Source organism: Pseudomonas sp. BF-RE-25 (assembly GCF_019956105.1).
In the GTDB taxonomy this organism is placed as follows: domain Bacteria; phylum Pseudomonadota; class Gammaproteobacteria; order Pseudomonadales; family Pseudomonadaceae; genus Aquipseudomonas; species Aquipseudomonas migulae.
Map to the genome: position 1 here is coordinate 178,217 of NZ_JAHBDB010000055.1, position 17,819 is coordinate 196,035.

At 61.5% G+C, this 17,819-nt stretch carries 19 protein-coding genes and 1 pseudogene; 5 read left to right on the forward strand and 15 right to left on the reverse strand.

Translation table 11 applies throughout. From position 1 onward, the window contains the following. Nucleotides 1-18: 18 nt before the first annotated feature. The 11 genes from KGB24_RS23000 to KGB24_RS23050 form a co-directional block, all read right to left on the reverse strand. On the reverse strand, nt 19-294 hold the full coding sequence (locus KGB24_RS23000) for a DUF971 domain-containing protein (protein ID WP_223416409.1): 276 nt from the start codon (nt 292-294) through the stop codon (nt 19-21). After that, entirely contained in the window at nt 291-1,253 is a 963-nt protein-coding gene (locus KGB24_RS23005) for a HEAT repeat domain-containing protein (RefSeq protein ID WP_223416410.1), read from the reverse strand. Before KGB24_RS23005 ends, KGB24_RS23000 begins: the two co-directional genes overlap by 4 nt. Next, entirely contained in the window at nt 1,250-2,098 is an 849-nt protein-coding gene (locus KGB24_RS23010; protein WP_008027256.1) for an ABC transporter ATP-binding protein, read from the reverse strand. Before KGB24_RS23010 ends, KGB24_RS23005 begins: the two co-directional genes overlap by 4 nt. Continuing rightward, nucleotides 2,098-2,880, reverse strand: coding sequence for an ABC transporter permease (locus tag KGB24_RS23015; protein WP_223416411.1), 783 nt, complete (start codon nt 2,878-2,880; stop codon nt 2,098-2,100). Before KGB24_RS23015 ends, KGB24_RS23010 begins: the two co-directional genes overlap by 1 nt. A gap of 132 nt (nt 2,881-3,012) precedes the next feature. Then, nucleotides 3,013-4,419, reverse strand: coding sequence for an ABC transporter substrate-binding protein (locus KGB24_RS23020; protein WP_223416412.1), 1,407 nt, complete (start codon nt 4,417-4,419; stop codon nt 3,013-3,015). A gap of 230 nt (nt 4,420-4,649) precedes the next feature. Further along, nucleotides 4,650-4,895: a ferredoxin family protein gene (locus tag KGB24_RS23025; protein ID WP_007946457.1), complete on the reverse strand. Its 246-nt coding sequence runs from the start codon at nt 4,893-4,895 to the stop codon at nt 4,650-4,652. A 25-nt stretch (nt 4,896-4,920) separates the two neighbouring features. Continuing rightward, entirely contained in the window at nt 4,921-6,651 is a 1,731-nt protein-coding gene (locus tag KGB24_RS23030; RefSeq protein WP_192228316.1) for a fumarate reductase/succinate dehydrogenase flavoprotein subunit, read from the reverse strand. Next, nucleotides 6,648-7,400 (reverse strand): GntR family transcriptional regulator, encoded by a 753-nt coding sequence (locus KGB24_RS23035; RefSeq protein ID WP_223416413.1) that lies wholly within the window; start codon nt 7,398-7,400, stop codon nt 6,648-6,650. Before KGB24_RS23035 ends, KGB24_RS23030 begins: the two co-directional genes overlap by 4 nt. Before the next feature lie 307 nt (nt 7,401-7,707). Further along, entirely contained in the window at nt 7,708-8,118 is a 411-nt protein-coding gene (locus KGB24_RS23040) for an SRPBCC family protein (RefSeq protein ID WP_008027266.1), read from the reverse strand. A 27-nt stretch (nt 8,119-8,145) separates the two neighbouring features. Continuing rightward, nucleotides 8,146-8,943 carry an SDR family NAD(P)-dependent oxidoreductase gene (locus KGB24_RS23045; RefSeq protein WP_223416414.1) on the reverse strand — a complete coding sequence of 266 codons (798 nt, stop codon included), beginning with the start codon at nt 8,941-8,943 and terminating at the stop codon, nt 8,146-8,148. Between the two features lie 2 nt (nt 8,944-8,945). Next, nucleotides 8,946-9,962, reverse strand: a complete 1,017-nt coding sequence (locus KGB24_RS23050; protein WP_223416415.1) for an aldo/keto reductase — start codon at nt 9,960-9,962, stop codon at nt 8,946-8,948. A 228-nt stretch (nt 9,963-10,190) separates the two neighbouring features. On the opposite strand from KGB24_RS23050, the gene KGB24_RS23055 reads away from it, so the two are divergent. Beyond that, entirely contained in the window at nt 10,191-11,078 is an 888-nt protein-coding gene (locus KGB24_RS23055; RefSeq protein ID WP_223416416.1) for a LysR substrate-binding domain-containing protein, read from the forward strand. A gap of 288 nt (nt 11,079-11,366) precedes the next feature. Then, nucleotides 11,367-12,287: a LysR substrate-binding domain-containing protein gene (locus KGB24_RS23060; RefSeq protein ID WP_223416417.1), complete on the forward strand. Its 921-nt coding sequence runs from the start codon at nt 11,367-11,369 to the stop codon at nt 12,285-12,287. On the opposite strand, the gene KGB24_RS23065 is transcribed toward KGB24_RS23060, so the two are convergent. Together KGB24_RS23065 and KGB24_RS23070 are read right to left on the reverse strand one after the other, a co-directional pair. Continuing rightward, the gene (locus tag KGB24_RS23065; RefSeq protein ID WP_008034620.1) at nt 12,208-12,801 is read right to left on the reverse strand and encodes a DinB family protein; all 594 of its coding nucleotides are present in this window, start codon (nt 12,799-12,801) and stop codon (nt 12,208-12,210) included. The two genes, KGB24_RS23060 and KGB24_RS23065, sit on opposite strands and share 80 nt — an antisense overlap. Nucleotides 12,802-12,883: 82 nt before the next feature. Then, entirely contained in the window at nt 12,884-13,672 is a 789-nt protein-coding gene (locus KGB24_RS23070) for an SDR family oxidoreductase (RefSeq protein WP_223416418.1), read from the reverse strand. 287 nt (nt 13,673-13,959) lie between these two features. Between KGB24_RS23070 and KGB24_RS23075 the strand changes: the two genes are divergently transcribed. Then, nucleotides 13,960-14,277 carry a DUF2388 domain-containing protein gene (locus tag KGB24_RS23075; protein ID WP_223416419.1) on the forward strand — a complete coding sequence of 106 codons (318 nt, stop codon included), beginning with the start codon at nt 13,960-13,962 and terminating at the stop codon, nt 14,275-14,277. A 69-nt stretch (nt 14,278-14,346) separates the two neighbouring features. On the opposite strand, the gene KGB24_RS23080 is transcribed toward KGB24_RS23075, so the two are convergent. Both KGB24_RS23080 and KGB24_RS23085 read right to left on the reverse strand, forming a co-directional pair. Further along, nucleotides 14,347-15,285 (reverse strand): pyridoxal-phosphate dependent enzyme, encoded by a 939-nt coding sequence (locus KGB24_RS23080; protein WP_223416420.1) that lies wholly within the window; start codon nt 15,283-15,285, stop codon nt 14,347-14,349. Nucleotides 15,286-15,387: 102 nt separating this feature from the next. Then, nucleotides 15,388-16,179 (reverse strand): SDR family NAD(P)-dependent oxidoreductase, encoded by a 792-nt coding sequence (locus tag KGB24_RS23085; RefSeq protein WP_223416421.1) that lies wholly within the window; start codon nt 16,177-16,179, stop codon nt 15,388-15,390. A gap of 124 nt (nt 16,180-16,303) precedes the next feature. On the opposite strand from KGB24_RS23085, the gene KGB24_RS23090 reads away from it, so the two are divergent. Both KGB24_RS23090 and KGB24_RS23095 read left to right on the forward strand, forming a co-directional pair. Beyond that, nucleotides 16,304-17,248 (forward strand): GlxA family transcriptional regulator, encoded by a 945-nt coding sequence (locus KGB24_RS23090; RefSeq protein ID WP_223416422.1) that lies wholly within the window; start codon nt 16,304-16,306, stop codon nt 17,246-17,248. Nucleotides 17,249-17,738: 490 nt separating this feature from the next. Beyond that, nucleotides 17,739-17,819 (forward strand): annotated as a pseudogene (locus KGB24_RS23095) (isoprenylcysteine carboxylmethyltransferase family protein); the annotation flags it as partial.

Here is a 17,819-nt window from a genome sequence, read left to right on the forward strand (position 1 = left end):
CACCGGTGAAGCGCGTCATCAGGCCAGGCTCGAAAGATACGGCCACGGGTAGATGCCACGTTCGTGGCCATCGCTGAAAATTAGTTGCAGGCCATAGCCCTGCGCGTTCAATTCGATGACTTGCACTCGGTCATCGACCCTCGGCGTAAACCCTTTCAAGCGAAACGCCCGGCACTGCGAACACGGGCATTGCCGGCGCAACTCGGCATGATCCAGCAGCTGCTCACGGCCATCCGGCCAGTTCAGCCGCAGCTGCTGTTTGCTCCGGGAATTGCCGATCGCCAGCGGGTTCATTGCAACTGACTCAAGGCAATGCGCACCGCTTTACGCACTTCCGGGTCGCCGTCGTTCTGCGCGGCCTGCAACGGTGCGATAGCACCTTTATCGTTCAATTCGCCAAGGGCCAATGCGGCCTCCTTGCGCAGGTTGCTGATGCGATGACCGAGGGTTTCGATCAATGCGTCCAGCGCCGGGGCATAACGCAAGCGACCGAGACTGCGGGTGGCGCGCAGGCGCACTTGCCAATAATCATCGCTCAACGCTTCGACCAATGCCGGGCCTGCGTCGGTGTGACCGACCTTGCCGAGGGTGGTCGCGGCTTCTTCGCGCACTTGCCAGGCGCCGTCCTGTAACGCCTGGCGCAGGGCCGGCAGGACGTGCGCATCGGAGGCCAGGCCAAGGGCTCCCGTGGCGGCGCGACGGACTTCGGTGTCCGGGTCGTGACTGGCCAACGTCGCCAGGGCCGGCAATGCATCGAGCTGTTTGAGCCAGCCGAGCACGCCAACAGCTTCGCGGCGAACGCTGGCGTCTGCATCGCTCAGCGCCGCCAAGGCAGCGGTCGCGGCATCGGGAAAACGCAATTCGCGCAACGCCCGGAACGCGGCGATACGCACATTGATGTCGGCATGCCCGGTCCACGGCAGAATCACCCTGCCCGCGGCTTCACTCTTGAGCAGGCTCAGGCTCTGCGCGGCGGCGGCCTGCACGGCCGGCGACGGATCGGTCAACGCCTGGCACAGCGCCTTGACGACCGGCGCATCCTCCCAGGCTTCAAGCAGGCGCGCGGCTTCGGCGCGGACCTCTGCGGTCGGGTCTTCGGCCAGTCGATCGACCAGCCACAGCAAACCGTCCGGCTCTTCCAGGTCTGCCAGCTCGATCAGGGCGATCCGGCGCACGCCGGCGTCGGCATCGATCAGGCGCGGTTGCAGGGCGAGAATGTCATCGTTGTCGGTTACATCGAATAGAGAGGTCATAGGGCAAATCGCGGCAGTTTGTTTTCAGGGGGAAGTCCGAGAGGGTTCAGGCGCGGTAGCTGCCGACCGTCTTCGTGACGCAGTAATTCGAGGCAATGGCGCTTCAAGCGGGAAAACTCATGGCTTGTCACCAGTTCGCTGGTGCGTGGCCGAGGGAAGTCGAGGCGCAGGTCTTCGATGATCCGCCCGGGACGCGTGCTCATGACCAGCAGCCGGTCGGCGAGGAACAGTGCTTCGTCGATGTCGTGGGTGACGAACACCACGGTGGTGCGAATCCGCGTCCAGATGTCCAGCAGCAGTTCTTGCATGTTCAATCGGGTCAGCGCGTCGAGGGCACCGAACGGTTCGTCCATCAGCAACAGGCGCGGACGGTTGATCAGCACACGGGCGATTTCCACCCGCTGCTGCATGCCACCGGACAACTGATCCGGCCATCGCTCGGCGAACCCTTCGAGGCCCACCAGCGCGAGGATTTCATCGGCGGCTTCGTGCCGTTCGGCCTTGCCGATGCCGCGCATTTTCAGGCCGAACGCGACGTTGTCGCGCACCGTGCGCCAAGGGAACAGCGTGTGGTGCTGGAACACCATGCCGCGCTGGGGCGAAGGACTCGACACGTCTTCGCCATCGACTTTAAGGCTTCCGGCGCGAGGTTGCAGGTGTCCGGCCAGCGCGCCGAGCAAGGTCGATTTGCCGCAACCGGAGGGGCCGAGAATGCACACGAACTGCCCCGGTTCGATCTGGCAATCGAGGCCTTGCACGGCTTCGAACGCGGCACGGCCCTCGCCGAGGCTGATCGACAATCCGCGAATGTCGATGCGCCCTTCAAGGTGTTGAAATACGCTCATCAGGCTTTTCCTCGTGGTCGATGCCAGGGCGTCAACAACCCGCCCAACCGTTTGATCAGCAGGCTGCTGCCCATGCCGAGCAAGCCGATCAGCAACATGCCGACGACGATGTCGGCGTAGTTCTGGATGGTGTAGGACTCCCAGGTGTAATAGCCGATGCCGTATTGGCCGGAGATCATTTCGGCGGTCACCAGGCAAAACCACGAGGTGCCCATGCCGATGGCGAGGCCAGTGATGATGCTCGGCGCGGCGCCCGGCAGAATCACCTCCAGCAGAATCGCCCGACGCCCTGCCCCGAGGCTTTTCGCCGAGGCAATCAGGCGCGGGTCAACGCCTTCGACGCCGTGCACGGTGTTGAGCAGGATCGGGAACAGCGCGCCAGTGAAGGTGATGAAGACCATCGACAGTTCCGACGACGGGAACATCAGGATCGCCAGGGGAATCCAGGCCACGGCGGGGATCGGGCGCAGGACTTCCAGCGGTGGCAGCAGCAAATCTTCGGCCCATTTCGAACGGCCGATGGCCAGGCCCAACACGATGCCGATGATCAGCGCCGCGAGGTAACCGGCGAAGACCCGGCTGAGGCTGCTGCTCAGGTGCTGGGCGAGTTTGCCGGAATCGCCCAGGCCGAGGGCGGCTTCGATCACCGCCAGCGGTGTCGGGACATTGGCGAAGGTGACCAGGCCGAGGTTCCAGTGGTGGCTGGCGGCGAGTTGCCAGAACAAAAGGCAGAGCAGTAATGACGCTGCCCTCGGGATCCAGCGGATAAATGATCGGTACACAATTCTTCCTCTCAACCGAGCCCCCTGTAGGAGCGAAGCTTGCTCGCGAAGGTGTGTCAGTCGACATTGACTTAGCTGACACTCCTTCGCGAGCAAGCTTCGCTCCTACAGGGGATTGCGGGGTTCTGGCGGTTAGCGGGCGGCAACCGCCTGGGTGGTGGCGTCGGTGAAGTCGAGGACTTTGCCGCCCTGGGCCGTGGCGAATTGCTGGGCCTGGCCCTTGAGCAGGAACGCGCTGAGGCGCCCTTTCGCGTCACTGGCAAACCACGCCTGATCCGCCAGCAACTTGATCCCGCTGTCACTCGCCTGGGCATACACCGCGCGGATGTTTTTGCCTTCGGACTTCAAACCGGCCAACGCGGTAAACGCCGATTCCGCCGAGGCGTACTGACGCACTGTCGGCTCGCCGCGCACCCAGATCTCGGCCACATGACTGAAGTCAGTGATGGCTTTGCCGCTCAACGCATCCACTGCCTTGAGCGGTGTCTGGCCGTAGTTGGCCAGTTGCGCGGTGTAGTCCAGGTGCGAGGCCTTGAACGCGGCGCGGATGTACTGGTCGTCGATGAAGGTGTTGAGGTCGAGACCGCGATCAGCCTTCTTCAGCAGTTTGAGGGTGTCGATGGCGGTGCCGACCGCCTGGCGATATTCCGGCTTCCAGCTCAGGTCGCGGGTCTGCACGCCGAGCGGGCCGTGGAACAGGTAATTGACCTCGGCATCGACGCCGGTGACCTTGGCGATCAACTCGCTGTACTTCTCGGGTTCTGCCGCCAATAACTGGTTGGCTTCGAGGCTGGCGCGCAGGTACGCGACGACGATTTCCGGGTACTTTTTCGCGTAGGCCTGATCGACCAGCGCACCGTGGAACGTCGGTGTATTCGCCTGGGAGCCGTCATAGATCTTGCGAGCGAAGCCACGACTCGGGAACAGTTCGGCGAACGGCACAAAGTCGGCGTGGGCGTCGATCTTCCCGGCCTGCAACGCGGAACCGGCGACTTCCGGCGGCTGGGCGATGATGTTCACGTCTTTGAGCGGGTCCCAACCCTGAGCCGCCACGGCGCGCAGCAACATGCCATGGGCGGTCGAGGCGAACGGGACGGAGATGGTCTTGCCCTTCAACTCCGCCAGTGATTGCACGCCCGAAGCGCTCGGCACGACGATGCCGTTGCCGCTGCCCTTGATGCTGCCCGACAGCACGCTGATAAACAGACTGTGCTTGCCGGCGGTTTCAAACGCGACGCCGTTGAACGAACCGGGGAAATCAGCCATCGCGCCGAAGTCCAGTTTGCCGGCGACCATCTCGTTGGTCAGGGGCGCGCCGCTGGTGAAGTTCTTCCACTCGACCTCGTATTTGGCGTCCTTGTATTGGCCATCGTGGGGCAAGTATTTGTCCAGCAGGCCGAGCTCGCGAATCAACAGGCCGCCGGCGGCGCAGTTTATCGTGGTGTCCTGGGTGCCGATGGCAATGCGGATGGTTTCGGCGGAGGCCGACAAGGTGAATGAAGCCAGTACCAGACCGGCCAATGCTGCACGCAATAACATGGGTGTGTCCCCTCGAATCATTTATAGGATATTCGTCTCCGCCACGATCAGGGCGTGGTGGGAAACGAGGGGTGTTTGAAGCAGGCGTCCGGTGTTGCCGGGTAGCTTTTGGGGGTTGTCACAAAACCAATGTAGGAGTGAGCCTGCTCGCGATGGCGATGGCACATCCAACATCTCATTACCTGATCCACTGCTATCGCGAGCAGGCTCACTCCTACAGAGATTGTGTTTCAACGTAAGAGGTATGGGATTTCGACTTTCACCGCCCCGGTCGGGCAGTCCTTTTCGCACGGCATGCAGTACCAGCATTCGTCGAAAGCCATGTAGGCCTTTTGCGTGGCCGGGTTGATCGCCAGCAAGTCCATCGGGCAGACGTCGACGCACACGGTGCAGCCTTTGTGGGCGATGCACAGGTCCTCGTCGACCGTGACGGGCGCGTTGGAGCGGAAGAAAATTTCCTGGGGTTGATAGGCCATTGGTCGGTCTCTCTTATAGTCAGGCTCAGGCCGCAAAGGCACCGACGCGCAGCCGGTCGTAGGCCTGCATTTCTTCGGCATCCAGCGGGATGATGTAGGGCTCGACGGCTTTCTTGAAACTGCTCATCTGGCCGTTTTCATCCTTCTTCAAATGGCAATGGCAGAACCAGTCGCTGTCGTTGCGTTGCGGGTGATCGACCCGATAGTGGTAAAGCCCCCAACGACTTTCGGCGCGGAACAACGAAGCGCGGGCGGCCATTTCAGCGCAGTCGCGGATCATGCTGACTTCCATGGCGCGCATCAGCTCGTGGGCGTTGTGGGCCTTGATCTGATCAAGATCGCGCTGGATATCGCTGAAGCGTTGCAGGCCGATCTGCATCTTCTTGGTCACTTTCGGCGGTTGCAGGTAATCGTTCACGAAGCGTCGCAACTTGTACTCGACCTGGGCCGGCGGCAGTCCGTGTTCGCGGTCCAGTGGTGCATAGACCCGTGCTTTCTCTGTTTCGATTTGTTTGGCATCGACCGCTGAAAATTCGCGACCGGCGACAAAATCCGCCGCATTGGTGCCGGCAAACCAGCCGTAGGTGAATGCGCCAAGCATGTAGTTGTGCGGCACGGCGGCCATGTCACCCGCCGAGTACAAACCCTTGACCGAGGTTTCGGCCTTCTCGTTGACCCACACACCCGACGCCGAATGCCCGCTGCAAAAACCGATTTCGGAGATGTGCATCTCGACCATCTGCGTGCGGTAATCGGTGCCGCGATTGGCGTGAAACTGACCGCGACTCGGGCGCTCGTTGCTGTGCAGGATCTCTTCGATGTTCTGGATGGTTTCCTCGGCCAGGTGATCGAGCTTGAGGAACACCGGGCCGTTGCCACTTTCGAGTTCCTGGTGGAACTCCCACATCATCTGGCCGCTCCAGTAGTCGCACTCGATGAAGCGCTCGCCCTTGTTGTTGGCGGTGTAGCCGCCCAACGGGCCCGTAACGTAGGCGCAGGCCGGTCCGTTGTAATCCTTGATCAGCGGGTTGATCTGGAAGCATTCGAGGTTCGCCAGTTCGGCCCCGGCGTGATAAGCCATGGCATAACCGTCGCCGGCATTGGTCGGGTTTTCGTAGGTGCCCATCAGGTAACCCGAGGACGGCAAACCGAGGCGCCCGGCAGCACCGCACGCGAGGATCACTGCCTTGGCCTTGATCACATGAAAATCGGCGGTGCGGCAGTCGAAGCCCATCAGGCCGTTGACCGCGCCCTCTTCGTCCGTCAGCAAGCGCGTGCAAACCACACGGTTGGTGATGCTGACCCGGGCGCGTTTCAACTGGCGGTACAGGACTTTCTTGATGTCATGCCCTTCCGGCATCGGCAGCACGTAAGCGCCCATGTGGTGGACCTTTTTCACCGCGTAGTCACCGGTTTCGTCCTTCTCGAATTTCACACCCCAGCGGTCCAGTTGCTCGATGGTTTCGAAGCTGTGGGTGGCGTAGGCGTAGACCGCTGCCTGATTGACGATGCCGTCGTTGGCGATGGTGATTTCCTTGGTGTACTGCTCCGGCGTGGAATGGCCGGGAATGATCGCGTTGTTCAGCCCGTCCATGCCCATGCTGATCGCGCCGCTGCGCTTGACGTTGGCCTTGTCGATCAGCAACACGCGCAGGTCGCGGTTGCGTTCCTTGGCCTTGATTGCCGCCATGGGACCTGCCGTGCCGCCGCCGATCACGACGATGTCGTATTCCTGTTCGAGGGTACTTCTTGTCATGCCTGCGCCCCTTTGTGCCGGTCGATCCGCAGGCGGTACTGGAACGCATCGCCGCGGTAGTAAAGGTGTTCGAAGTCCACGGGTTGCCCGCTGGCATCGTGGGTCAGACGCTCGATGCGCATGATCGGCGAGCCCGCTTCGACACTCAGTGCCTGGGTCAGGTCGCTGTCGGCGAGGACGGCGTCGATGGCCAGATCGGCATGACCGAGGGCCAGGCCGCAGTCGTTTTCGAGGATCAGGAAGATGTCGCGGGTGACCAGATCGGCCTTTTCCAGCCGTTCACCGATGGTTTTGGGCAGGTAGGTGATTTCCAGTGAGATCGGCTCGCGGTTGATCAGGCGCACCCGCTTGATCTGCGCCACGATCTCACCTTCGGCCACCTGCAAACGTTCGGCGACGAGTTTGTCAGCGGGGATGAATTTGAAACTGCGCAGGCGGTTGATCACCTCGTAGCCGCGCCCGGTCATGGACTCGGCGAGGCCTTGCAGGGTGCTGACGTTCTGGAAGGTTTTCGGCTTGGCGACGAACGTGCCCTTGCCGTGAATCTTGAAGATCAGCCCTTCCTTTTGCAGATCGCCGAGGGCCTGGCGCACGGTGATGCGGCTGACTTTGAACAACGCGCCAAGCTCGCTTTCCGAAGGCATCTGGCTGTCTTGCGGGTATTCGCCGTCGAGAATGCGGGCACGCAGGACGTCGCGCAGCTGAGTGTGCAAAGGAACGCTGCTGAGGGAGAGAACGTTATCGGTCATGGCAGATCACTTGTTATAACGAGTTATGACGTGATCTTAGAATTCTAATGTGGGGGTTGAGAAATACTGTTTGAGAATAAGGTTAGATTCGCGGGATGGCGCGTTACCTGATGCACCGCGTTGCATGGATCGCCGGCAAGCCGGCTCCTACAGGATTGGTGTCAACCAAACACTCCCGGCACGCATACGCACTTGTAGGAGCCGGCTTGCTGGCGATGGCGCCCGTAAAATCGCCATCGCCAGCAAGCCGGGCTCCTACAGGACTTGCGTCAACCGAACATTCCCGGCAAACGGAACGCCGCCCGGTTTACACGGGGTAGTTGGCCCGCAGGGCTTCGAGGCCGCCCTGGTAAATCCCGGCAAACAACGCCGCCACTTCTTCCTCGGTCACACCGACCGGCGCAAACCGCCCCGACCAGGTCACCCGGGCGCCCTCGCCTTGCGCTTCAACGCGGATCGTCGCCAGGTAATCAGTCGCCGGAAACGGTGCCTGCAAAATCGAGTAGCTATACGTCTTCCCCGCGTTATCAAATGACTCAAGCCGTTCCACCACTACCGCGCCATCGGCGGTTTGCAGACTGCGCACCCGCCCGCCTTCGCTCAGTTCGCTTTTGGGAATGAACGGCAGCCAGTCCGGCAGCGAGTTGAAACCGCCGATCAATTGCCAAACCTTGTCGGCCGAAGCCGGGATGTCGATAAACGCTGATGCAGTTGCCATGCAGTCCTCTCTCCTCAATCAAAAAATTCAAATCGCCAGGCTGTCGACGACACCGCCGTCGACTCGAAGGGCGGCGCCGGTCGTGGCCGATGACAGCGGTGAAGCGATGTAAGCCACCAGGTTGGCGACTTCCTCGACGTCCGCCACGCGCTGGATGATCGACGTTGGCCGGGCCTTGCGCACGAACACATCGGCTTCTTCGCGCACACTGCGCCCCGATTCAGCCGTTGCATCCTTGAGCATCTGCTCCAGACCGTCGGTCAAGGTCGGGCCTGGCAGGATCGCATTAACCGTCACGCCCGTGCCCGCCAGCCGTTTGGCCAGGCCATGAGACACCGCAAGGTTGGCGCTTTTGGTCACGCCGTAGTTGAGCATGTCGGCCGGAATCGCAATCCCGGATTCCGAGGACAGGAAAATCACCCGGCCCCAGCCCTGCTTGACCATGTCCGGCACGTAATGCCGTGACAGGCGCACACCGGAGATCACGTTGACCTCATAGAACCGCGTCCACTCGCTGTCCGGCGTGTCGAAGAAATCCACCTCGTTAAAGATCCCGAGGTTGTTCACCAGAATGTCTGCTCGTGGCTCGGCGGCGAACAACTGCTCGGCGCCTTCGGCGGTGCCGAGGTCCGCGGTCAGGCCGCGCAGTTGCGCGCCCGGCACGCTCTGGCGGATGCTCGCCAGTGCCTGCTCGACCTTGGCCGTCTCGCGGCCGATCACCACCACCGTCGCACCGGACTCGGCCAGTGCCTTGCTGATGCCCAGGCCAATACCGGCGGTGCTGCCGCTGACGATGGCGAGTTTTCCAGTCAGATCGATCTTCATGCTCAAACTCCTGCGAGGGGTAATGGAGCGCGTTCGGACACCAGTTTCGCGTCGCGCATGGCTTGCCAGAACGCAGCGGGAATGACGGCTGACAACGCAGCCACATCTTCAGCAATCCGGTCCGGACGGCTGGAACCTGGAATCACGGCGGCAACGGCCGGGTTAGCGAGGGAGAACTGCAATGCAGCGGCCTTGATGTCGACGTCGTGAGCCGCCGCGATGCGTTTGATCTGCTCGACTTTATGGATGATCGCCGGGCTGGCCTTCTGGTATTCGAAATGCGCACCGCCGGCCAGAATCCCCGAGCTGTAGGGACCACCGACCACGATCTCGACGTTCTGCGCCAGCGCGGCATCCATCAGGCGTTGCAGGGCACGGTCGTGATCAAGCAGCGTGTAGCGGCCCGCCAGCAAAAAACCGTCCGGCTGGGCTTCGGTCAGGTCGAGGGTCAGTTCACACGGCTCGACCTTGTTCACGCCCAGGCCCCAACCCTTGATCACGCCTTCTTCGCGCAAACGGGTCAACACTTTGAACGCGCCGGTGCGGGCCTGGTTGAAGTATTCCAGCCATTGATCACCGTAGAAGTCCTGCGCGATGTCGTGGACCCAAATAATGTCCAGACGATCGGTTTGCAGACGCTTGAGGCTGTCTTCGATGGAACGCATCGTCGCGTCGGCGCTGTAGTCGTTGACGATCTTGTTCGGTCGGCCGTGTTCGAACACGCCGCTCTTCTCACCCAGATCACGGGCGGCTGCGTCTTCGACTTCATCCAGAATCACCCGCCCGACCTTGCTGCTCAGCACATAATCGTCGCGGTTGTATTGGGACAGCGCGGCGCCCAAGCGAATTTCCGACAGGCCCGAACCGTAAAACGGTGCGGTATCGAAGTAACGCACGCCGGCATCCCAGGCGGCGTGCACGGTGGCCAGCGCTTCTTCTTCAGGGATGGCGCGGAACATGTTGCCCAATGGGGCGGTACCGAAACCCAGCGCGCCGGGCAGTTTGTCTTTCAAACTCATGAAAAAATCCTCTCGAATGTCTCGTAAACCTGTAGGAGCCGGCTTGCTGGCGATGGATGTCAACGATAACGCGGGCTGTCTGAATGAACGCGTCGCCTAGACGTTTTTCGCCGGCAAGCCGGCTCCTACAGAGAGCGGTGTTTGCTTTACCGTTGAGCCAATCCTAGATTGCGAGGATCGGACCGTCCAAGACATAATGCGCAGCACTTGAGTCCCTATAGGTCTGACATGATCGACATCCGCCAATTGCGCTACTTCGTCGCCGTCGCCGAAGAAGAACACGTCGGTCGCGCCGCCGAACGCCTGCACATTTCCCAATCGCCCCTGAGCCGGCAGATCGCCCAGCTTGAGGAACGCCTGGGCCTGACCCTGTTCGAGCGCAGCCAACAACGCATCCGCCTGACCCGCGACGGCCAGACCTTTCTCGCCGAAACCCGCGCCCTGCTGACCCACGCCAATCGCCTGGAATCCCTCGGCAAACGCCTGGGTCGCGGTGAAGAAGGCGGCCTGTGCATCGGCTACATCGAGAACGCCATGCACGCCGGCGTCTTGCCCAATGCCCTGCGCGTGCTGCGGGTCGACCGGCCGAACGTGCACGTCGCGCTGTACAACCTCAGCTCCGCCGAACAACTCGAAGGCCTGCGTCAGCGTAGTCTCGATATCGCACTGGTCAGCGAACCACCCGTCGCCGACGATCCAGACCTGCTGGGTTTTCAGGTGCTGGACGACCCGATGCTTCTGGCCTTGCCCGAGCATCATCCGCTGGCCTTGCAAGCGGAACTGACCCCGGCAGATCTGGCCGATCAGGAATGGATCGGCGTGCAACACCGCCAGAACTGCGCGAGCCGCGACGACTTCATCAGCGCCTGCATCCGCGCCGGCTTCACCCCGGACATCCGCATGGAGGCGACTGAGCCGTTCACCGCGCTTGGGCTGGTGGCGTCGGGGCTGGGGATCGCGATGATTCAGAAAGGTTTGAGCCGCAATGCACCACCGGGCGTGGTGCTGCGGGAGGTGCCGTGGATTTCATTTACCACGCCGCTGTGGGCAGCGTGGCATCGGGTGAATTTGCGGCCGTTGGTGGAGACGTTCAGGAAGGTGCTGACTGAGCCATAAGCAAGGGGGGATGATCAGATTACCCGTCCGCCAAACGCGACCCATGTGGGAGCGAGACAGGCTTGTCGGCAAAGGCGATCTCATGGACGCCTTCGCCGGCAAGCCTGGCTCCTACAGAATCGCGGGATGTTCAGATATGGGGGCTCACTCAAACCTGTAGGAGCCGGCTTGCCGGCGATAGCGATTTCACTGACACCATCGCTGGCAAGCCAGCTCCTACAGGGATCATCGCAGGCCAAGGTTTGGTGCTTTACTGGAAAGACCCCGCCCCCTGCGAGTCCCCCCACCATGAACCGCAACGACCTGCGCCGCGTGGACATGAACCTCTTGGTGATTTTCGAAACCCTGATGTTCGAAAAGAACCTGACCCGGGCCGGGGAGAAGCTGTTTCTCGGTCAGCCCGCCGTCAGCGCTTCGCTGGCAAAGCTGCGCGATCTGTTCGACGACCCGTTGCTGGTGCGCAACGGTCGTGTGCTGGAGCCGACCCTGCGCGCGCTGCAGATTCTTAAGGAGTTGCAGCCGGCGATGGACACCATTTCCGGCGCGGTCAGCCGGGCCAAGGATTTCGACCCGGCCACCAGCCGCGACGTGTTTCGCATAGGTCTGTCCGACGACGCCGAGTTCGGTCTGTTTCCGCCGCTGCTCAAGCAGATCCGCGAAGAAGCACAGAACGTCGTGGTAGTCGTGCGACGGGTGAATTTCATGCTGATGTCATCGATGCTCGCCAGCGGTGAGATTTCCGTCGGGATCAGCTACACCACCGAACTGCCGGCCAACGCCAAGCGCAAGAAATTGCGCGACCTGAGCGTGAAGATCCTGCGCGGCGACAATCGACCCGGCGCCCTGACGCTGGATGATTACTGCGAGCGGCCGCACGCGCTGGTGTCATTTTCCGGTGACCTGACCGGGGCCATCGACAATGACCTGGCACGCATTGGCCGATCACGCCGCGTGGTGCTTGCGGTGCCGCAGTTCGCCGGGTTGCGCGCCTTGCTGGCCGGTACCGACATGCTCGCCACGGTACCGGATTACGCGGCGTGCGCGCTGATCGAAGGCAGCAGCCAGTTGCGCGCCGACGACCCGCCGTTTGACATCAACCTGTCCGAACTGTCGATGGTCTGGAACGGAGTCAACGATAACGATCCGGCAGAACGTTGGTTGCGCGCGCGAATTGCCCAACACATGTCGGCGCCACTGCCGGGGTGTTGAGCGAATTGAAATCCGGATCGGTCTCGCGCAGGAAAATCGGCAGGTCCGTCATTGGCGGCATGGCCGGAATGTCGAAGTACATCTGAATCACCCAGCCACGGTGATAACTGGCGTGATTGACCACATGCAGCAACATCGCGCCGGCGCTCATGGTGCCGCTTTCGCCCGAGACGAACGTGAATTCAAGGGGTTTATCCAGCGAGGCATCGGTCTGGCGTTCGCTCCAGTCGCAGTACCAGTGATCAATGTCTTTTTGCGCCATGCGCAGATCGGCGAGGTCGGGATGCAGCAGATCGTGCGAGGTCTTGAAGCCGTGCCCCCGGCCTTCGAGGTGAGCCTGCCAGATGCAATCCACCACGTAGATGTGGTTCAGCGTGCCGATCATGTTCTTGAACACCGAGACCCGCTCTTTGTTGACCTCGCCCGGCGGCAAATCGGCCAGGCTGTCAAAGAGTCGTTGATCGGCCCAGCGTTTGTAATCGGCCAGCATGCGGGCTGTGCGTACGTTGATCATCGGAGGTCTCCCATTGCGATGGGCGCACTGCAAAGCATAGTCCTCATGACGCGAGGCAGCGCAGACGCTGATCATCGGTCAATCAAAACGTACCGGGGTAACTGCCGCCGTCCAGCAACAGATTTTGCCCTGTCAGGAAACCCGCGTGGGCGCTGCAGATGAATGCGCAATAGGCGCCGAACTCATCGGGCTGGCCAAAGCGCTGCGCAGGAACGTTTTTGCGCCGCTGTGCGCTGATGCTCTCGACGCTGGCACCATTGGCCTCGGCGGCGGCGCTCAGGGTCTTGTGCAGACGCTCGGTCTCGAACGGGCCGGGCAACAGATTGTTGATCGTGACGTTATGCCCGGCCAACCGCGACTGCCGCGCGAGCCCGGCGATAAAACCGGTCAGGCCGCTGCGGGCGCCGTTGGACAGGCCCAGCACATCGATCGGCGCCTTCACTGCACCGGAGGTGATATTGACGACGCGTCCAAAACCACGCTCGGCCATGCCATCGACACAGGCCTTGATCAGCTCGATGGGCGTCAGCATATTGGCATCCAGCGCCTTCAACCAGTCTTCGCGTTGCCAGTCGCGGAAGTCACCCGGCGGCGGGCCACCGGCGTTATTGATCAGGATGTCCACCTGCGGGCAGGCAGCCAATACTTGTTCGCGGACGGTCGGCTCGCTGATGTCGCCAGCCACCGTGCGCACTTCGATGCTCGGCGCCAGGCCACGCAATTCTGCGGCGGCGACTTGCAACGTTTCGTCGCCACGGGCGTTGATCACCAGGTTGACGCCCTCCTTCGCCAAGGCTCTCGCACAGGCCAGCCCCAAGCCCTTGCTGGCGGCGCAGACAATTGCCCAGCGACCCGATATGCCCAATTCCATGACGATGCTCCCGACGACTCGAAAGCCCTACGTTACCACCGTGCGCCGTCGGGATACCCCAGGGAATCAGGCTTGTTCGGCAATTCAATTGTTCCGGATTATCACGAGTGAAAACGACTGACAGAAGTAACAGGTCAATCCATACCGATAGTGCTGCCAGACGCCATCAGCGAAGCGGATCCAAACCCACGCATTGAAGTGATTGTGTGTGCGGCAAGGAACTCCTGACGGCCGCCGCGCATCCTAAATTATGTGGTACTTCCATTACGCTTTCAGAGGACACCGTCATGCGCCGTCTGATCATCATTTCTTCCCTTGTGTTGTGTTTACCCTTTGGCTCGGTTTTCGCGGATGTGGATGCGGGCGATGTGGCCACCTCGGCCGGGGTTTCCGCTTCGCTTTACTCGACGTTCAAGGACGACAAACTCATGATCCCCGCCCGGGATGATGCCTCCAGTTTCGTAGCCAGTGGCGGTGCGATTCGTGGGGTGTATCTGGAGTCGTTCATGCAGCAGATCCGCCAGGACAATCCCGGACTGAACGCCAGCGATGAAGATCTGGCCAGAGCGATTCTGATCCAGGACGGTGCCGCTGCCGGGCAATGAAGGCTGAAACATTCGCGGTGGGGCTTGTGACACCTGACCAGGCGTTTACGGCCCTGCTTCGCTTGCCGGCTACTTTGCGCTTTCAGCGGATGAACGCGCCCATCCGGCAACGAGTTGTGCGTTGATGCTGACGCCACCGCACACCACGATCACCACGATCACCACGTCATGGGCATCGGCAATTGCCGGGTGGTTCAGATAGCCGATTGCCAACGAAACACCGCACGCTGGTTCAACCAGCTGACGTAAATCGTTGGCATACCGCACCACGCCCATGATCGCTTCGTCATCGCCGAGCACCACGCATTGATGAGGAAAATCGAGGATGTGTTGCACCGGCCAGGCGGCCACTTGAGCCGCGCCGAGCGAGGTGGCAACGGTGTCGATGCGCGAAAGCCTGACCGGATGCCCGGCCTTGATCGCGGCCGAAAAAGACGCCGCGCCCATGGTTTCGCAGGCGATGATGCGGCAATCCATACGGCCATGCCGAATCAATCCCGTAAGAATGCCTGCCAGCAAACCACCGCCCCCCACCGATGTCACCAGCGTGTCGACTTGAGGGCAGTCCTCGATAATCTCATCGATCATCGTGCTGTGCCCTTCCCACAACACCGGATGATCGAAGGCCGGCACGTATTCGGTGTCTGCCCCTTTTGAAAGCTCCTTCGCCCGCTGATTGGCGTCGTCCCAGACCTTGCCGTGAACGATCACTTCGGCACCGGTTTTACGAATCCTCGCGCGCGTGCTTTCCGGGGTGGTGTGTGGCACCACGATGCAGGCTTGCAACCCCAGACTGGCCGCCGCGACAGCGGTGGCGAAACCGGCGTTGCCACCGGAAGGACAGACCACCTTGCGCTTGCCCTCGGCCTTTGCCTGGCTGCACAACAGCCCCATGCCACGCAGTTTGAACGAGCCGCTGGGTTGCAGGTTTTCCAGCTTGAGCCAGATCCGCCGAGTGGGGGTCGACAAACCCGGGTGCAGGATCAGGGGGGTTCTGATGTGAAGCATGTTGGGTTCCTCGGGCGTACACCGACGGGTCGAGTTCTTCAACCAGCCGGTGTTGCACGGTCCTTATCCAAGCTTAGATCACCCTGGCCCGAGCTTGCTGTTTCAACGATAACGCGGTGCCGCCGTGGAGTTGCCGAACAAGCCCGACAGGGTTTTGCGCTGGGCTTCGTAACGATCCCACTGCTCGCCATCGTGCAGGCCCGGAATGGTCACCACTTCCCCGCTCGCAAGCCCCACCAGTGCGGCGTCGACCATGTCTTCAGCGGACATCACGATCTCCTGTGGCAGGTTTTCCACCGGGTTACCGGCCTCGCTCCAGAAGTCAGTCGCAGTGGCGCCGGGCAGCACGGCCTGAATACGGATGCCTTTATCCGCCAATTCGTGGTGCAGCGATTGGCTCAGACCCAACACAAACGCCTTGGTCCCGCCGTACACGCCGTTGAGGATTTCCGGCGCAATCGCGACGATCGAGGAGATGTTGATCACGGTTCCGGTGCCACGGGCGACGAAGCCTGGCACAACCGCGTAGGCCAGGCGCATCAGCGCGGTGATGTTGAGGGTGATCATGTCTTCCATGTCATCCACCGGGCTGCCCAGCAGCGGCATCACGGCGCCGACCCCGGCGTTGTTGACCAGCAATGTAATGCTGGCGTCGTTACGCAGAATGCCTTCAACCCGGCGCAGATCGGCCCGGTTTTTCAGGTCGGCGGCGACCACTTCCACGGCGCGCCCGGTTTCGTTGCTCAGGTGATTGGCCAGGGCGTTCAGTTTGGCCTGGCTGCGGGCGACCAGAATCAAGTCATACCCCTGACGGGCGAGACGGTCGGCGTAGACCGCACCGATGCCGGATGAGGCGCCCGTGATCAGGGCGGTGCCTTTGGACGAGAGAGCCATGTTCTGTTTCCTTCACAGTGAGGCGAGGTGTTCGCCGGGTGTGAACAGTTATAAATTGACTGACGCTTGTCTCAAATGACGTTTAAAGTACGTTTTCAGGACATTTCTCTTTGAGGAGCCGGCAATGACTTCCGTAGCGTTTGTGGTGTTTGAAGGCTTCCAGTCCATGGCGCTGGCGGCGATGCCAGTGTTCGAATACGCAAACTTCAGCGCTGGCGAGACGCTTTATACGGTGAGTGTGGTGTCCGAAGACGGCCGCACCCTGCGCGCCTCCGGTGGTTTGAGCGTTGGCACCGAGGCGTTTGGTGAACGGGTGTTCGACACGGTGATCGTGGTCGGCGGCGATGCCATTCTCGAGCAGGCGCCCGAGGGGGTATTGAATTACCTGCGCGCCAGCATCAAGACCGCACGGCGTACGGCGTCGATCTGTTCCGGCGCCTTTGTGTTGGCCCAGGCGGGTTTGCTGGAAGGACGGCGGGCGACCACGCATTGGGCGTACGCACGGGAACTGCAGGCGCGGTTTCCGTCGATCAAAGTGGAAGAGGATCGCATCTACGTGGTCGACGGTTCGATCTGGACGTCCGCCGGGATGACCGCCGGTATCGACCTGGCTCTGGCCATGGTTGAAAAGGATCACGGCGCCGAACTCGCCCGCGCCGTGGCGCAGAAACTGGTGATGTACCACCGGCGCGCGGGCGGCCAGTCCCAGCACTCGGCGCTGCTGGAGCTGGAGCCGAAATCCGACCGCATCCAGACCGTGCTCGGTTATGCCCGCGAACACCTCGCCGAAACGTTGTCGGTGGAACACCTGGCGGACGTGGCGAGCCTCAGCCCGCGCCAGTTCAGCCGGGCGTTTCGCGCCGAAACCGGGCAGTCGCCAGCCAAAGCCATCGAAAACCTGCGCCTGGAAGCGGCTCGGCAGATGCTGGAACGCGGTCGGTTGACCCTCGATCAGATCGCCATCGAAACCGGTTTTAGCGACCGCCGGCGCATGCGTGAAGCCTTCCTCAGAGCCTTCGGCCAACCGCCACAAGTAATTCGCCGCAACGCCCGAGCCGAGGTTCTGTAGGAGCCAGCTTGCTGGCGATTGACCCTTGAGGCAGGTGGTGACTTTGAAAATGCCATCGCCAGCAAGCCGGCTCCTACAGGGTCCGGGGCATCTCTCGCGATCCTCGGTCACACACACCATTTGTAGGAGCCAGCTTGCTGGCGATTGGCCCTTGAGGCAGGCGGTGATTTTGTAAACGTCATCGCCGGCAAGCCGGCTCCTACAGGGTCCGGGGCAATCCCCGTGTCCCCCGTCCTATGCACCATTTGTAGGAGCCAGCTTGCTGGCGATTGGCCCTTGAGGCTGGTGGTGATTTTGAGAACGCCATCGCCGGCAAGCCGGCTCCTACAGGATTCGGGACAACTCTCGCGATCCTCAGTCACACACAAATTTTGTAGGAGCCAGCTTGCTGGCGATTGGCCCTTGAGGCAGGCGGTGATTTTGAGAGCGCCATCGCCGGCAAGCCGGCTCCTACAATGAATGGTGTATTCGTTGAATGTGCGGGGTGACTATGAAAATCTCGGCCAGACTGGCGTTCTTCGCCATTGTCAGCACCCTCGCCTACCTCGGGCTCGCTGTCTGGGGCTTGGGC

Bases quoted from the DNA above. Each gene is read 5' to 3' on its own strand.
- KGB24_RS23000 (WP_223416409.1), bottom strand. From the start codon at position 294: ATGAACCCGCTGGCGATCGGCAATTCCCGGAGCAAACAGCAGCTGCGG.
- KGB24_RS23005 (WP_223416410.1), bottom strand. From the start codon at position 1,253: ATGACCTCTCTATTCGATGTAACCGACAACGATGACATTCTCGCCCTG.
- KGB24_RS23010 (WP_008027256.1), bottom strand. From the start codon at position 2,098: ATGAGCGTATTTCAACACCTTGAAGGGCGCATCGACATTCGCGGATTG.
- KGB24_RS23020 (WP_223416412.1), bottom strand. From the start codon at position 4,419: ATGTTATTGCGTGCAGCATTGGCCGGTCTGGTACTGGCTTCATTCACC.
- KGB24_RS23025 (WP_007946457.1), bottom strand. From the start codon at position 4,895: ATGGCCTATCAACCCCAGGAAATTTTCTTCCGCTCCAACGCGCCCGTC.
- KGB24_RS23030 (WP_192228316.1), bottom strand. From the start codon at position 6,651: ATGACAAGAAGTACCCTCGAACAGGAATACGACATCGTCGTGATCGGC.
- KGB24_RS23035 (WP_223416413.1), bottom strand. From the start codon at position 7,400: ATGACCGATAACGTTCTCTCCCTCAGCAGCGTTCCTTTGCACACTCAG.
- KGB24_RS23040 (WP_008027266.1), bottom strand. From the start codon at position 8,118: ATGGCAACTGCATCAGCGTTTATCGACATCCCGGCTTCGGCCGACAAG.
- KGB24_RS23045 (WP_223416414.1), bottom strand. From the start codon at position 8,943: ATGAAGATCGATCTGACTGGAAAACTCGCCATCGTCAGCGGCAGCACC.
- KGB24_RS23050 (WP_223416415.1), bottom strand. From the start codon at position 9,962: ATGAGTTTGAAAGACAAACTGCCCGGCGCGCTGGGTTTCGGTACCGCC.
- KGB24_RS23055 (WP_223416416.1), top strand. From the start codon at position 10,191: ATGATCGACATCCGCCAATTGCGCTACTTCGTCGCCGTCGCCGAAGAA.
- KGB24_RS23060 (WP_223416417.1), top strand. From the start codon at position 11,367: ATGAACCGCAACGACCTGCGCCGCGTGGACATGAACCTCTTGGTGATT.
- KGB24_RS23065 (WP_008034620.1), bottom strand. From the start codon at position 12,801: ATGATCAACGTACGCACAGCCCGCATGCTGGCCGATTACAAACGCTGG.
- KGB24_RS23070 (WP_223416418.1), bottom strand. From the start codon at position 13,672: ATGGAATTGGGCATATCGGGTCGCTGGGCAATTGTCTGCGCCGCCAGC.
- KGB24_RS23075 (WP_223416419.1), top strand. From the start codon at position 13,960: ATGCGCCGTCTGATCATCATTTCTTCCCTTGTGTTGTGTTTACCCTTT.
- KGB24_RS23080 (WP_223416420.1), bottom strand. From the start codon at position 15,285: ATGCTTCACATCAGAACCCCCCTGATCCTGCACCCGGGTTTGTCGACC.
- KGB24_RS23085 (WP_223416421.1), bottom strand. From the start codon at position 16,179: ATGGCTCTCTCGTCCAAAGGCACCGCCCTGATCACGGGCGCCTCATCC.
- KGB24_RS23090 (WP_223416422.1), top strand. From the start codon at position 16,304: ATGACTTCCGTAGCGTTTGTGGTGTTTGAAGGCTTCCAGTCCATGGCG.